General features: G+C 75.5%; 1 protein-coding gene and 1 CRISPR repeat array (1 of these 2 only partly in view). The gene reads left to right on the forward strand.

Translation table 11 applies throughout. The features are described 5' to 3' along the window. Positions 1 to 16,036 carry the 3' portion of a type I polyketide synthase gene (locus TK50_RS11375; RefSeq protein ID WP_043962714.1) on the forward strand. The gene continues 13,985 nt to the left of window position 1, outside the view, so the window shows 16,036 of its 30,021 coding nt (coding positions 13,986-30,021); its start codon lies beyond the left edge, outside the window; it ends in the stop codon at positions 16,034 to 16,036. Between the two features lie 310 nt (positions 16,037 to 16,346). Then, positions 16,347 to 16,743: a CRISPR direct-repeat array (repeat unit 28 nt; unit sequence CTGTTCCCCGCGCACGCGGGGGTGATCC). Positions 16,744 to 16,786 lie beyond the last annotated feature (43 nt).

Below are 16,786 nucleotides of genomic sequence, written 5' to 3' on the forward strand. Positions count from 1 at the left end.
CGATCCGGTAGCGGACCTTGCCGGCTCCGCCGTGTGGGGCCTGCTCCGCTCGGCGCAGACCGAGCACCCGGGCCGGATCGTCCTCGCCGACGTTGACGGCGACCTCGACGGGCACGCCCTGGGCCTGCTCACCCGGGCCGCCGACGACGCCGTCGTGGGCGGTCAGGTGGCGGTGCGTTCGGGTGGGGTGCGGGTGCCCCGCCTGGTGCGCGCGTCCACGTCGGAGACGCCGGTGACCGTCGGCGACGGCGCGGTGCTCCTGACCGGTGGTACGGGCGCGTTGGGCGCTCTGGTGGCGGAGCATCTGGTGTCGGCGCACGGAGTGCGGTCGCTGGTGCTCGTGTCGCGCCGGGGCCGGGCCGCTGCCGGCGCGGACGCCGTGGTCGAGCGGCTGGCGGGCCTGGGCGCGTCGGTGGAGGTGTCGGCCTGTGACGTGACGGACGCCGAGGCCGTGCGTGCCCTGGTCGGCCGGCTCACCGCCGACGGTGGTCGGCTCGCCGGGGTGGTGCACACGGCGGGTGTTCTCGACGACGCGGTGGTCACCGGCATCGACGCCGACCGGCTGGCCCGGGTCCTCGCGCCGAAGGTCGACGCGGCGTGGCACCTGCACGAGGCGACGGCCGGCCTCGACCTGGATCTGTTCGTGGTGTTCTCGTCGATCGCGGGGGTCCTCGGTTCGCCGGGTCAGGGTGCGTATGCGGCGGGGAATGCGTTCCTGGATGGTCTTGCGGCGTTCCGGCGGCGGGCTGGTCTGCCGGCGGTGTCCCTGGCGTGGGGTATGTGGGACACCGAGGGGATGGCGGCGTCGATCGGTGACGCGGATCGGGCGCGTTCGGCGCGGGCGGGTCTGACGCCGATGAGCGCGGCCACCGGTTTGGAGTTGTTCGACGCGGCCCTCGCGGCGGGACGGCCCGCCCTGGTGCCGGCCGTGCTCGACGTACCGGCCATGCGGGCCGCCCTCGGCGCGGGCGGCCCGGTCCCGGCGGTGCTGCGCGCCCTCGTCGGCACGACGGCCACCCGACGGCAGGCCGGCCAGGGCGGTGGAGACTGGGCCGACCAGCTCGCAAACCTGGACCCCGACGAGGCCCGTGCCCAGATCGACGTGCTGGTGCGGGGCCTGGTGGCGCAGGTGTTGGGGCATGGTGGTGCGGAGGCGGTGCCGGCGGATCGGGCGTTCCGGGAGTTGGGTTTCGACTCGTTGACGGCGGTTGACCTGCGTAACCGGGTCAACGCGGCGACGGGGCTGCGGCTGGCCTCGACGCTGGTGTTCGACTACCCGACCCCCGCCGTGCTCGCCGAGCACCTCTACGAGCAGGTCTCCGGCCAGCTCACCGCCCGCCGGGCGGTGACCCGCGCCGTCGCCGGCACCGACGAGCCGATCGCGATCGTGGGCATGGCCTGCCGTTATCCGGGTGGGGTGGCCAGCCCCGATGACCTGTGGGCGCTGCTGGCCGACGGCGGGGACGGGATCTCCGAGTTCCCCGCCGACCGGGGCTGGGACCTCGACACCCTGTTCGACCCCGACCCGGACCGTAGCGGCACCTCGTACACCCGGCACGGGGGTTTCCTCGCCGGGGCGGCCGACTTCGACCCCGCCTTCTTCGGGATTTCGCCGCGTGAGGCGATCGCGATGGATCCGCAGCAGCGGTTGCTGCTGGAGGCGTCGTGGGAGACGTTCGAGTCCGCCGGGGTCGACCCGGCGGGGGTGCGGGGCAGCCGCACCGGCGTCTTCGCCGGCGTCATGTACCACGACTACGCCTCCCGGCTGGCCGACCTGCCGCCGGACACCGAGGGCTACGTGGGTACGGGCACGTCGGGCAGTGTGCTGTCGGGGCGGGTGGCGTACACGTTCGGCCTGGAGGGGCCGGCGGTGACCGTGGACACGGCGTGCTCGTCGTCCCTCGTCGCGTTGCACCTGGCGGCGCAGGCGTTGCGGTCGGGGGAGTGCGACCTGGCGCTCGCGGGTGGCGTGACGGTGATGGCGACGCCGGGGACGTTCGTGGAGTTCTCGCGGCAGCGGGGGTTGTCGGCCGACGGGCGGTGCAAGTCGTTTGCGGCGTCGGCGGACGGGACGGGCTGGTCGGAGGGTGTGGGCATGCTGCTGGTGCAGCGGCTCTCGGATGCGCGGCGGGAGGGCCGCCGGATCCTCGCTGTGGTGCGGGGGACGGCGGTGAACCAGGACGGGGCGTCGAACGGGTTGACGGCGCCGAATGGTCCGTCGCAGCAGCGGGTGATCCGGCAGGCTCTGGCGAATGCGCGGCTGGCTCCGGCGGATGTGGACGCGGTGGAGGCGCACGGCACGGGCACGACGCTGGGTGACCCGATCGAGGCGCAGGCGTTGTTGGCCACGTACGGGCAGGATCGGCCGGTCGACCGGCCGCTGTGGCTGGGCTCGGTGAAGTCGAACATCGGGCACACTCAGGCTGCGGCCGGTGTGGCGGGTGTGATCAAGATGATCATGGCGATGCGGCACGGGGTGGTGCCGGCGTCGTTGCATGTGGACGAGCCGTCGCCGCATGTCGACTGGGCTGCGGGGGCGGTTGCCCTGGCTACCGAGGCGACGCCGTGGCCGGTCGTGGATCGGCCGCGTCGGGCGGCGGTGTCGTCGTTCGGGATCTCCGGCACGAATGCGCATGTGATCATCGAGCAGCCTCCGGTGGAGGTTGCCGAGGGTGTGGTGGTGGAGCGGGTGACGCCGCCGGTGGTGCCGGTGCTGCTGTCGGCTCGCACGGATACCGCCCTCGCGGGTCAGGCGGGTCGGTGGGCACGCTGGCTGGCCGGTGACGGGTCGCTTGCCGCTTTGGACGTGGCGTGGTCGTCGGTGACGACGCGTCCCGCCCTGGAGCAGCGGGCCGTCGCCCTGGTCGCCGACCGGGACGGCCTGCTCGCCGCGCTACGGGCCCTGGCCGAGGGTGAGCCGTCCGGGGCCGTGGTCGTGGGCGCCCCGGAGCAGCGCGGACACCTGGCGCTGCTGTTCTCCGGTCAGGGCGCGCAGCGCGCCGGGATGGGTCGGGAGTTGTACGCGGCGTTCCCGGTGTTCGCATCGGCGTTGGACGAGGTGTGTGGTCACCTGGATCCGCTGCTGCCGCAACCGCTGCGGCCGGTGCTGTTCGCCGATGAGGGTTCTGCCGACGCCGCTCTGTTGGACCAGACCATGTTCACGCAGGCGGGCCTGTTCGCCGTTGAGGTGGCCCTGGTCCGTCTGGTGGAGTCGTTCGGGGTGGTGCCGGACTTCGTCGGTGGCCACTCGGTCGGTGAGATCACGGCCGCGCATGTAGCCGGGGTGCTGTCGTTGGCCGATGCGTGCGCACTTGTCGCCGCTCGGGGTCGGCTGATGCAGGCGTTGCCGGCCGGCGGTGGGATGCTCGCGGTCAACGCGGCCGAGGCCGACGTGGCGGAGTCGATCACCGGTCGGGCCGACGTCGGGATCGCCGCCGTCAACGGCCCGTCGGCCGTGGTCGTGTCGGGTGCCGTCGAGGCCCTGGACGAACTTGAGCAGACCTGGCGCGACCGGGGTGTGCGCACTCGCCGGTTGACGGTGAGTCACGCGTTCCACAGTCCGCTCATGGAGCCGATGCTCGCCGAGTTCCGGGCCGTGTTGGAGACGCTCACCTTCGCCGCGCCGTTGCTGCCGGTCGTGTCGAACCTGACCGGGGCCCTCGCCACCGGCGACGACCTGCGCACCGTCGACTACTGGGTGCGGCACGTGCGGGAGGCCGTCCGGTTCGCCGACGGGGTCGCCGCGTTGCGGGCCGCCGGGGTGGGCACGTTCCTGGAGGTCGGGCCGCAGAGCGTGTTGACGGCCATGGCCGCCGACGTGCTGCCCGGTGACGAGGGCGTGCTGACCGTCGCCGCCCAGCGCCGGGACCGGCCCGAGGCGACCGCGTTGCTGGCCGCCCTCGCGGAGCTGCACGTCAACGGGGTGCCGGTGTCGTGGCGGCAGTGGTTCGCCGGCACGGGCGCGCGGCGGGTGGACCTGCCGACGTACGCGTTCCAGCACCAGCGCTACTGGCCGAACGCCGGCCGGCCCCGGATCGGCGACGTGTCGGGGGCCGGGCTGGGCGACGCGGGGCACCCGCTGCTCGGCGCGTCCGTCGACCTGGCCGGCAACGACGAGGTGGTGCTCACCGGCCGGCTGTCCCTCGCCGCGTACCCCTGGCTGGCGGATCATGCGGTCTCCGGCGCGACGCTCGTGCCGGGCACGGCGCTCGTGGAGCTGGCCGTCCGGGCCGGCGACGAGGCGGGTCTGCCCCGGCTCCGGGAGCTGACCATGGCCGCGCCGCTGGTCGTGCCCGACGCCGGGAGCGTGCGCATCCAGGTACGGGTCGACGGCCCCGCCGACGCGCCGGAGCGGCCGGTGACCATCTACTCCCGACGCGACGGTGATGCCGGGTGGGTTCGGCACGCCGAGGGTGTGCTGGAGGGGGCGTCCGCTGAGGAGCCGGTGGTGGCGGTGTGGCCGCCGGTGGGTGTGTCGGAGGTGGATGTTTCGGGTTGGTATGCGGGCCTGGCGGGGCTGGGTCTGGCGTACGGGCCGGTGTTCCGCGGGCTACATCGGGTGTGGGCCGGTGACGGCGAGGTGTTCGCCGAGGTGGCTCTGCCCGATGAGGCGGGGAGCTCGGACGGGTTCGGGGTTCATCCGGCGTTGCTGGATGCGGCGTTGCACCCGATCGGATTGCTGCTCGGTGAAGAGGCGTCGGCGGCGCGGGTGCCGTTCGTGTTCTCGGGTGTGCAGGTGCACGCGTCGGGTGCGCGGGTGTTGCGGGTGCGGCTGACCCGGGTGGGTTCCGGGGTTCGTCTCGTCGCGGTGGACGAGTCGGGTGCGCCGGTGGTGTCGGTGGATTCGCTGACGCTGCGGGAGTTGACCGGCGTCGGCGCCAGTGGTGCGGCGTCGCGGTCGTTGTTCGAGGTGGTGTGGCAGGCCGCCGAGGTCGCCCCGACCGGTGAGATGTCCGGCTGGGCGCTGCTCACCCCCGAGGACGCCACCGCGGCCGGGTTCCTCGGCGAGCCGACGGGCGCGGCCCAGTTGGCGGCGTACCCCGACGTGGCGGCCCTGCTGGCGGCGGTGGCCGCAGGGGCCGACGCCCCGCGCGCCCTCGTGCTGCCGGTCGCCGCCGCCCACGCGGCCCTCGAGGTGGTGCGAGCGGTGACGTCGGAGGCGTTGCGTGCGGTGCAGGCGTGGCTGGCCTCCGACGCGCTCGCCGACACGCGGCTGGTCGTCGTCACCCGGGGCGCGGTCGCGGCGCGTGACGGTGACCGGGTGACCGACCTGGCCGGCGCGGCCGTGTGGGGCCTGCTCCGCTCGGCGCAGTCGGAGCACCCCGGCCGCATCGTCCTCGCGGACCTCGACGCCGACGGCGACGGCGCAACCGAACTGCCGGCCGTGCTGGCCGGCGCCCTCGACGATGTCGTCGTCGGTGGTCAGGTGGCGGTGCGCTCGGGCGGGGTGTGGGTGCCGCGCCTGGTGCGCGCGTCGGTGCCTGACGTCCCGGCGGTTGCCCCGCTGGGCGACGGTGCGGTGCTGGTGACCGGTGGTACGGGCGCGTTGGGCGCTCTGGTAGCGGAGCATCTGGTGTCGGTGCACGGGGTGCGGTCGTTGGTGCTCGTGTCGCGTCGGGGTGCCGCCGCTGACGGCGCGGACGAGCTGACGGGGCGGTTGTCGGGTCTGGGCGCGTCGGTGGAGGTGGCGGCGTGTGACGTGACCGATGCCGAGGCCGTGCAGTCCCTCGTCGGGCGGCTCACCGCCGACGGCCGTCGCCTGGCCGGGGTGGTGCACACGGCGGGCGTCCTCGACGACGGGCTCGTCGAGGGGCTCACCGGGGAACGGCTGGCCGCCGTGCTCGCGCCGAAGGTCGACGCGGCGTGGCATCTGCACGAGGCGACGGCCGGCCTCGACCTGGATCTGTTCGTGGTGTTCTCGTCGATCGCGGGGGTCCTCGGTTCGCCGGGTCAGGGTGCGTATGCGGCGGGGAATGCGTTCCTGGATGGTCTTGCGGCGTTCCGGCGGCGGGCTGGTCTGCCGGCGGTGTCCCTGGCGTGGGGTATGTGGGACACCGAGGGGATGGCGGCGTCGATCGGTGACGCGGATCGGGCGCGTTCGGCGCGGGCGGGTCTGACGCCGATGAGCGCGGCCACCGGTTTGGAGTTGTTCGACGCGGCCCTGGCGGCGGGACGGCCTGCCCTGGTGCCGGCGACCATCGACGTGCCCGCCCTGCGGGCCGCCGCCTCCGGCGGCCTGGTGCCGCCCATGCTGCGCACCCTCGTCGGAGTCACCACCACCAGCCGCCGCCAGGCGGGGCAGGGCGGTGGCGGGGGGTGGGCCGATCGGCTCGCCGCCCTCACCGAAGACGAAGGCCGGGCGCAACTCGTGCTCCTGGTCCGGGGCCTCGTCGCGCAGGTGTTGGGGCATGGTGGTGCGGAGGCGGTGCCGGCGGATCGGGCGTTCCGGGAGTTGGGTTTCGACTCGTTGACGGCGGTGGACCTGCGTAACCGGGTCAACGCGGCCACGGGGCTGCGGCTCGGCTCGACGCTGGTGTTCGACTACCCGACCCCCGCCGTGCTCGCCGAGCACCTGTGGTCCGAGCTGGCCGGCGTACGCCAGTCGGCGACCGACCTTGTCGCCAGCGCGACGAAGGACACCGACGAGCCGATCGCGATCGTCGGCATGGCCTGCCGCTACCCGGGTGGGGTGGCCAGCCCCGACGACCTGTGGGCGTTGCTGGCCGTCGGCGGGGACGGGATCTCCGAGTTCCCCGCCGACCGGGGCTGGGACCTGGCGTCCCTCTTCGACCCGGACCCGAACAACAGCGGCACGTCCTACACCCGCAACGGCGGCTTCCTCTACGGAGCGGCGGAGTTCGACCCCGGGTTCTTCGGGATCTCGCCCCGCGAGGCCCTGGCCATGGATCCGCAGCAGCGGCTGCTGCTGGAGGCGTCGTGGGAGACGTTCGAGTCCGCCGGGGTCGACCCGGTCCGGCTGCGGGGCAGCCGCACCGGAGTCTTCGCGGGCGTCATGTACCACGACTGGGCGACGCGCCTCATGGACCTGCCCGCCGAGGTCGAGGGCTACGTGGGTACGGGCACGTCGGGCAGTGTGCTGTCGGGGCGGGTGGCGTACACGTTCGGCCTGGAGGGGCCGGCGGTGACCGTGGACACGGCGTGCTCGTCGTCCCTGGTCGCGTTGCACCTGGCGGCGCAGGCGTTGCGGTCGGGGGAGTGTGACCTGGCGCTCGCGGGTGGCGTGACCGTCATGGCCACCCCGGGTACGTTCATCGAGTTCTCCCGGCAGCGCGGGCTGTCGCAGGACGGGCGGTGCAAGTCGTTCGCCGCCGCCGCCGACGGGACGGGCTGGTCCGAGGGCGTCGGGATGCTGCTGGTCGAGCGGCTGTCGGACGCCCGCCGTAACGGGCACCGGGTCCTCGCCGTGGTGCGGGGGACTGCCGTGAACCAGGACGGGGCGTCGAACGGGCTTACCGCGCCGAATGGTCCGTCGCAGCAGCGGGTGATCCGGCAGGCCCTCGCCAACGCGCGCCTCACCCCGGCCGACGTGGACGCCGTCGAGGCGCACGGCACGGGCACGACGCTGGGTGACCCGATCGAGGCGCAGGCGCTGCTCGCCACCTACGGGCAGGACCGGGCGACCCCGCTGCTGCTGGGGTCGATCAAGTCGAACATCGGGCACACCCAGGCGGCGGCCGGTGTGGCGGGTGTGATCAAGATGGTCATGGCGATGCGGCACGGGGTGGTGCCGCCGACCCTGCACGTGGACGAGCCGTCGCCGCATGTCGACTGGGCTGCGGGGGCGGTTGCCCTGGCCACGGAGGCGACGCCGTGGCCGGCCGTGGACCGGCCGCGTCGGGCGGCGGTGTCGTCGTTCGGGATCTCGGGGACGAACGCGCATGTGATCGTGGAGCAGCCTCCGGCGGAGGTCGTCGAGGGTGTCGTGGTGGAGCGGGTGACGCCGCCGGTGGTGCCGGTGCTGCTGTCCGCTCGCACGGATGGGGCGTTGGCGGGTCAGGCGGGCCGGTGGGCACGCTGGCTGGCCGATGACGGGTCGCTTGCCGCTTTGGACGTGGCGTGGTCGTCGGTGACGACGCGCCCAGCCCTGGAGCAGCGGGCTGTCGCCCTGGTCGCCGACCGGGACGGCCTGCTCGCCGCGCTACGGGCGCTCGACGGCGGCGAGCCCTCCGCAGCGCTCGTCACCGGCACGGCCACCGAACGCGGCCAGCTCGCGGTCCTCTTCTCCGGCCAGGGCGCGCAGCGCGCCGGCATGGGTCGGGAGTTGTCCGCCGCGTTCCCGGTGTTCGCGTCGGCGCTTGACGAGGTGTGCGGTCACCTGGATCCGTTGCTGCCGCAGCCGCTCAAGGGGGTGCTGTTCGCGGCGGAGGGCTCCGCCGACGCCGGTCTGTTGGATCAGACCGTCTTCACGCAGGCCGGCCTGTTCGCGGTTGAGGTGGCGTTGTTCCGGCTGGTGGAGTCGTTCGGGGTGGTGCCGGACTTCGTCGGTGGCCACTCGGTCGGTGAGATCACGGCCGCGCATGTGGCGGGGGTGTTGTCCCTGGCCGACGCGTGTCAGCTCGTCGCGGCGCGGGGTCGGTTGATGCAGGCGTTGCCGGCCGGGGGCGGGATGCTCGCGGTGGCCGCGCCCGAGGAGGCGGTGGCGGAGTCGATCGCCGGTCGCGCCGACGTCGGGATCGCCGCCGTCAACGGCCCGTCGGCCGTGGTGGTCTCCGGTGCCGTCGAGGCCCTGGACGAACTTGAGCAGGTCTGGCGCGACCGGGGTGTGCGCACCCGCCGGTTGACTGTCAGTCACGCGTTCCACAGTCCGCTCATGGAGCCGATGCTCGCCGAGTTCCGGGCCGTCCTCGACGGGCTCGACTTCGCCGCGCCGCTGGTGCCGGTGGTGTCGAACCTGACCGGGGCGCTCGCCGACGCCGAGGAGATCCGTACCGCCGACTACTGGGTGCGGCACGTGCGGGAGGCCGTCCGGTTCGCCGACGGGGTCGCCGCGTTGCGGGCCGCCGGGGTGGGCACGTTCCTGGAGGTCGGGCCGCAGAGCGTGCTGACGGCTCTGGCCGCCGACGTGCTGCCCGGCGACGAGGGCGTGCTGACCGTCGCGGCCCAGCGCCGGGACTGGCCCGAGGCGACCGCGCTGCTGACCGCCCTGGCCGAGCTGCACGTCAACGGGGTGCCGGTGACGTGGCGGCAGTGGTTCGCCGGCAGCGGCGCGTCCCGGGTGGACCTGCCGACGTACGCGTTCCAGCACCAGCGGTTCTGGCCCGAGGCGCTGCCGCGCCCCCGCAAGGACACCGACGGCGGGGACGCCGAGTTCTGGGCCGCCGTCGAACGCGGCGACCTCACCGCCCTCGCCGCCCAACTCGGCGACTCCGCCGACCTGGACGCGCTCAGCTCGGCCCTGCCCGCGCTGTCGCACTGGCGGCAGGCGCGCACCCGCGACACCGCGCTCGACGGCTGGTCGTACCGCATCGGGTGGGAGCCCGTGCGGCCCGCACCGACGGCCGGGCTGACCGGCCGGTGGCTCGTCGTCACCGTCGGCGGCGGCACCGACGCGGGCGTCGCGAAGACGCTCACCGAGGTCGGCGCGACCGTCGACACGCTGACCGCCCCGCCGTCCCTCGACCGGGCGGAGTTGGGCGAGCGGCTGCGCCGCACCGGCGTCGACGGCTGGGCGGGGGTGCTGTGCGTGCTGCCCCGGCAGGACGAGGCCCTCCCGGACGCACCGGGCGTGCCGGCCGGCACGGCGGCGCTGCTCGCGCTCGTCCAGGCGCTGACCGACACGGGCCTGCCCGGCAGGGTGTGGGCGCTCAGCCGCGCCGCCATGCCGGTCACGGCCGGCGAGCGGGCCGCCGACGCCTGGGCGGCGCTCGCCTGGGGCCTCGGTCGCGCCGTCGCCCTGGAACAGCCCGACCGCTGGGGTGGGCTGGTCGACCTGCCCGCCCGCGCCGACCGCAGCACCCGCGCCGCGCTCGTCGCGGTGCTCGCCGACGGCACCCTGGACCAGGTGGCGGTACGCCGCAACGGCGTCTTCGGCCGGCGGCTGGTGCCCGCCGTCCCGCCGGTCGGTTCGGGTTGGCGTCCGTCGGGGACGGTGCTGGTCACCGGTGGTACGGGTGCGTTGGGTCGGCACACGGCGCGGTGGTTGCTGGCCAACGGGGCAGCCGAGGTGGTGCTCGCGTCCCGGCGTGGCGCGGACGCCCCCGGTGCCGCCGAGTTGATCGAGGAGCTGGCCGGGGCGGTGCGGGTCGTCGCCTGCGACGTCACCGACGCCGCCGCCGTCGATGCCCTCGTTGCCGGGCTGCCCGCGCTCACTGCCGTCGTGCACACCGCCGGCGCGTCCGGCGGGACCGTGCCGGCACACGAGGCGACCGCCGCCGACCTGTCGGCGACCCTCGCCGGGAAGGTGCTCGGGGCCCTGCACCTGGACGCCGCCTGCCGCAGCCGGGACCTCGACGCGTTCGTCGTGTTCTCCTCCGTCGCCGGCGTCTGGGGCGGCGGCGGCCAGGCCGGCTACGCGGCCGGCAACGCCCTGCTCGACGCCCTCGTCGCCGCCCGCCGGGCCGAGGGACTGCCCGCCACCGCCCTCGCCTACGGGCCGTGGGCGGCCGACGGCATGGCCGCCGGGGAGACCGCCGAGGGCCTGCGCCGCCGCGGCTTCACCCCGCTCGCGCCCGAGGCCGCCGTCGCGGCGCTGGGCCGCTGGGTCAACGCCCCCGAGCCCGCGCCGGTCGTCGCCGAGGTGGACTGGTCCCGGTTCGTCGCCGCGTTCACCGCGGCCCGGCCGAGCCGCCTGTTCGACCGGGTCGCCCCGGCTCCCGTCCCCGAGGCGCAGCGGCCGGAGGCCGACGCCGCCACCAGCGGCCTGCGGGCGCGGCTCGCCGCGCTGCCGGCCACCGGCCAGGAGAACCTGCTGGTCGACCTGGTACGCGCCGAGGCGGCGGCGGTGCTCGGGCACGACTCCACCGACCAGGTGCCGGCCGGCCGGGCGTTCCGGGAACTCGGCTTCGACAGCCTCGCCGCCGTGCAACTGCGGGACCGGCTGGGCCGGGCCACCGGGCTGACCCTGCCGTCGACCGTCGTCTTCGACCATCCGTCGGCGGCGGAGCTGGCGCGGTTCCTGCGTACCGAACTGGTGGCCGGCGCGGCCGACGCCGACCCGGCGGTCGGGGTGGTCGCGGCCCGGCCGGCGGCCGACGAGCCCATCGCCATCGTCTCGATGGCCTGCCGCTTCCCCGGCGGGGTGTCGTCGCCGCAGGAGCTGTGGGAGCTGCTGCTCGATGGCGGCGACGCGATCGGGCCGATGCCCACCGACCGGGGCTGGGACCTCGCGGCCCTGTTCGACTCCGACCCGGACCGGGTGGGCACCAGCTACGCCCGCAGCGGCGGGTTCCTCGACGGCGTGGCCGACTTCGACGCCGCGTTCTTCGGCATCAACCCCCGCGAGGCCCTGGCCATGGACCCGCAGCAGCGGCTGCTGCTGCACACCACCTGGGAGACGTTCGAGCGGGCCGGCATCGACCCGCACCGGGTACGCGGCTCCGCCACCGGCGTCTTCATGGGCACCAACGGGCAGGACTACGCGACCCTGCTGCTGGGCGCCCGCTCCGAGGTGGAGGGCTACCAGGCCACCGGCAACGGCGCGTCCGTGGTGTCCGGCCGGCTGGCGTACTCGTTCGGGCTGCACGGGCCGGCGGTCACCGTCGACACGGCGTGCTCGTCGTCGCTGGTCGCGCTGCACCTGGCCGCGCAGGCGCTGCGGTCCGGCGAGTGCGACCTGGCCCTCGCGGGCGGCGTGACCGTCATGTCGACGCCGGGGGCGTTCCTGGAGTTCTCCCGGCAGCGCGGCCTCGCCGCCGACGGGCGGGTCAAGGCGTTCGGCGCGGACGCGGACGGCACCGGCTGGGGCGAGGGCGTCGGCGTCCTGCTCCTGCAACGGCTCTCCGACGCCCGCCGCGACGGCCGGCGCATCCTGGCCGTGGTGGCCGGCAGCGCCGTCAACCAGGACGGCGCGTCCAACGGGCTCACCGCCCCGAACGGACCCGCCCAGCAGCGGGTCATTCGGCAGGCCCTCGCCAACGCCGGGCTCACCCCGGCCGACGTCGACGCCATCGAGGCGCACGGCACCGGCACCACCCTCGGCGACCCGATCGAGGCGCAGGCGCTGACGGCCGCGTACGGGCCGGACCGGCCCGCCGACCGTCCCCTGTGGCTGGGCTCGGTGAAGTCGAACATCGGGCACACCCAGGCGGCGGCCGGCGCGGCCAGCCTGATCAAGATGGTGCTCGCCCTGCGGCACGGCACCCTGCCGGCGACCCTGCACGCCGACGAGCCGTCCCCGCACGTGGACTGGGCGGCGTCCCCGCTGGCGCTGCTCACCGAGGCCCGCCCGTGGGACGCCGACGGCCGCCCCCGCCGGGCCGGGGTGTCGTCGTTCGGCATCTCCGGCACCAACGCGCACGTGATCCTCGAACAGGCACCGGCGGAAGATCTGGTCGAGCCCATCGAGCCCCTCGGCCTCGCCGGGTCCGGGTCCGCCGGCCTCGCCGAGCGGTCGGCGGCGGGCGGCGCGGCGCTGCCCTGGCCGGTCTCCGCCGCCACGGCCGCCGGGCTGCGCGACCAGGCCGACCGGCTGGCCCGCCGGCTCGCCGGCCCGACGACCCCGGCCGGCTCCGACCCGGTGGTTGCGGGCGGCGGTACGGCGGATGTCGATGCGGCCGACGCCGGGACGGTGGCCTGGGCGCTGGCCGAGGGCCGGGCGCACCTGACCCACCGGGCGACGATCGTCGCCGCCGACCCGGAGACCCGGGTCGCGGCGCTGCGGGCCCTCGCCGCCGGCGGCACCCACCCCGCCCTCGTCGGGCCCGCCCCGACGGCGACGGGCGGCACCGCCGTCCTGTTCTCCGGCCAGGGCGCGCAGCGCGCCGGCATGGGCCGGGAGTTGTACGCGGCGTTCCCGGTGTTCGCCGCCGCGCTGGACGAGGTGTGCGCCCACCTGGATCCGCTGCTGCCGCAGCCGCTGCGGCCGGTGTTGTTCGCGGACGCGGGTTCCACCGAGGCCGACCTGCTGGACCAGACCGTCTTCACGCAGGCGGGCCTGTTCGCCGTCGAGGTGGCGCTGTTCCGCCTGGTGGAGTCGTTCGGGGTGGTGCCGGACTTCGTCGGCGGCCACTCGGTCGGTGAGATCACCGCCGCGCACGTGGCGGGGGTGTTGTCTCTGGCCGACGCGTGTGCCCTGGTGGCGGCGCGGGGTCGGTTGATGCAGGCGTTGCCGGCCGGCGGCGGGATGCTCGCGGTCAACGCGGCCGAGGCCGACGTGTTCGCCTCGATCGCCGGTCGCGCCGACGTCGGGATCGCCGCTGTCAACGGGCCCACGTCGGTGGTCGTCTCCGGTGCCGTCGGGGCCCTCGACGAGATCGAGCGGGCCTGGCGGGACCGGGGCGTGCGGACGCGCCGGCTCACGGTCAGCCATGCGTTCCATAGCCCGCTGATGGAGCCGATGCTGGCCGAGTTCCGGGCGGTGCTGGAGACGCTGACGTTCGCCGCGCCGCTGGTGCCGGTCGTGTCGAACCTGACCGGGGCGCTCGCCGACGGCGACGACCTGCGCACCGCCGACTACTGGGTGCGGCACGTGCGGGAGGCCGTCCGCTACGCCGACGGGATCGCCGCGCTGCGCGGGGCGGGCGTCGACACGTACCTCGAAATCGGCCCCGCCGCCGTGCTCACCGCGATGAACGCGGAGCTGCTGCCCGACGACGCCACCGCCGTGGCCGCCCTGCGGGCCGGCGTGCCGGAGCCGGCGGCGCTGCTCGCCGCCCTCGCCACCCGCTACGCGACCGGCCGGGACCTCGACTGGGCGGCGCTGCTCGCCCCGCTCGCCGGCCCCCGACCGGCCCCGCGCGACCTGCCGGAGCTGCCCACGTACGCGTTCCAGCCGCAGCGCTACTGGCCCACCCTCACCGCGTCGCCGACCGGCGGGGCGGACCGGGCCGACGCCGCGTTCTGGCGGGCGGTCACCGACGGCGACCTGGACCGGCTCGGCATCGACACCAGCCAGCCCCTGCGGGACCTCCTGCCGGAGCTGGAGTCGTGGCGACGCCGCCAGCACGAGGACGACACGATCGCGGGCTGGCGATACCGGGTCACCTGGCGGCCCCAGCGGCTCACCCCCGGGGACCCTGGCACCTGGCTGGTCGTCGCGCCGCCCCGGGAGGCCGCCGACGCGGTCGCCGACGCGCTGCGCGCGGGTGGGGCGGCCGTGCACCTGCTCACCGTGGACCCGGCCACCGTCGACCGGGACGGCCTCGCCGCCGACCTGGCCCTGGCCTGCGCGACGCACCAGCCGACCGGGCTGCTGTCCCTGCTCGCCCTCGACGAGGCCCCGCACCCCGGTCAGGACGCCCTGCCCGCCGGCCTCGCGGCGAACCTGCTGCTCCTGCAGGCGCACACCGGCCTTCCGGCCGAGGTGCCGCTGCCGCTGTGGCTGGCCACCGCCGGGGCCGTCGCCACCGACGACGCGCCGGCCGTCCGGCCGTGGCAGGCCACCACCTGGGGCCTCGGCCTGGCCGCCGCCCTGGAACACCCCCGGCACGTCGGCGGCCTCGTCGACCTGCCCGGCACGGTCACCGCCGACCTCGCCGCCGCGCTGGTCGCCGCCCTCACCAACGCCGAGGGGGAGGACCAGCTCGCCGTCCGCGCCTCGGGCGCGTACGCGCGGCGGTTGGTCCGGGCCACCGACCCGGCCGACGGTACGGGCGGCGGCTGGACGCCGCACGGCACCGTCCTCGTCACCGGCGGGGCGGGCACCGTCGCCGGCCACGCCACGGCCTGGCTGGGCCGGCAGGGCGCGGCCGTGGTGCCGCTGGACCAGCCGGCCGGCGGGAAACTCACCGACCGGATGGAGCAGCTCGCCGCCGACGGGCGGCCGGTGACGGCGCTGCTGCACGTGCCCGCCGACACCGGCACCGTGCCGCTGGCGGAGCTGACCCTCGCCGGCCTCGCCGCCGACCTCGTCGCCACCGTCGGCGACATCCCCCGCTACGCCGACGAGCTGGAGGGCGCGGCCCTCGGTGCGCTGGTGCTCTGCTCGTCCACCTCCGGGGTGTGGGGCTCCGGCGGGCGGTCCGGTCAGGCGGCCGGTGACGCCCTGCTCCAGGTCTTGGCCGAGAACCGGCGGCGGGCCGGGCTGCCGGTGGCGTCGGTGGCGTTCGGCCCCTGGGCCGACGGGCTCGCCGACGCCGACCTCGACCAGCTCAGCCGCCGCGGCCTGCCCGGCATGGCCCCGGACCTGGCCACCGCCGCGCTGCGGCAGGCCGTCGCCGACGGCGCGCAGGTCGTGGTGGCCGACGTACGGTGGGACCGGTTCGTGCCGGCCATCGCCGCCGTGCGGGCCCGGCCGCTGTTCGGGGAGGTCCCCGAGGCCCGGGAGGCGCTGCGCGGCCTGCACAGCACCGAACCGGCCGACGACGGGGCCGCCGACGCGCTGCGGGACCGGCTGCGCCCGCTCACCGACGCCGAACGCGACGCCGTGCTCGTCGACCTCGTGGCCGCCCAGGCGGCGGCGGTGCTCGGCCTGCCCGACGCCGGTGACCTCGGCCCGGGGCGGGCGTTCCGGGAGGTCGGCTTCGACTCGATGACCGCCGTGGAGCTGCGCAACCGGCTCCGGTCGGCCACCGGGGCGACCCTGCCGGCCAGCGTGGTCTTCGACTACCCGACGCCGCTGGCTCTGGCCCGCCACCTGCGTACGCTCGTCGTGGCCGACGGGGCGACGGCCACCGAGGGGCTGCTGTCCGAGCTGGAGAAGCTGGACGGGCTGTTCGCCGCCAGCGCCCCCGACCAGCTCACCCGGCAGAAGCTGCTGGTGCAGATGCAGGCGTTCCTGGCCCGCTGGGGCGACGACCGGCCCGCGCCGGTCGACGCGCCGGTGGCACCGACGCTCGACGCGGCCAGCGATGCCGAGCTGTTCGACTTCATCCACCGGGAGCTGGGCGGCCCCGACGGCAACCTGGGTGGAGGCTTCTGACCGATTCGACCGCCTGGTGAGGCTTCCGTTGGCGGTCGTTGTGGAGAACGACAGATAGAAGCCAGGCCGCCCCTTGCCGGGTGGCCTGGGTTAGGGCTGCCTCCGGCGGGGGCCAACGACTCCAGGATGGAGTTGCCGAACGGTGGCAGTCGTGGGTGGTGGGGATGGTAGGAGCGGGGGCGAGTGCGCGCCAAGCGCGGCAAGTCAGCGGTACCTTGTCACCAGCAACCGGCGGACGGGTGGAGGGATCTTGGGCGGGCAAGTGAATGAAATCGGCGTTGTTGATCTTTAGCGGTGCAGGTCAGGAAGCCTGTTCCCCGCGCACGCGGGGGTGATCCCTACGCGGAGATCGACGAGGTCAACCGAGAGCACTGTTCCCCGCGCACGCGGGGGTGATCCGGAGGCGGCGGGGGCCGCTTCTGCGTGTCCGGGCTGTTCCCCGCGCACGCGGGGGTGATCCGTGGCGCGGCGAGTACCTGCGCGCGGTCGCAGACTGTTCCCCACGCACGCGGGGGTGATCCCAACCCTTGGGCCTGCTACAGCCCCAGGATGCGACCTGTTCCCCGCGCACGCGGGGGTGATCCCGCTCCAGTCTCGCCGGCGGCGAGGGACTGCGCCTGTTCCCCGCGCATGCGGGGGTGATCCCCCGCCCGGGCCGAGGACGGCCAGGTGCCACTCCTGTTCCCCGCGCACGCGGGGGTGATCCCGGCGTCCAGCGCGCGTGGTCGGCTGGCGTCGACTGTTCCCCGC

It is taken from the genome of Micromonospora haikouensis, assembly GCF_000876225.1.
Lineage (GTDB): Bacteria > Actinomycetota > Actinomycetes > Mycobacteriales > Micromonosporaceae > Micromonospora > Micromonospora haikouensis.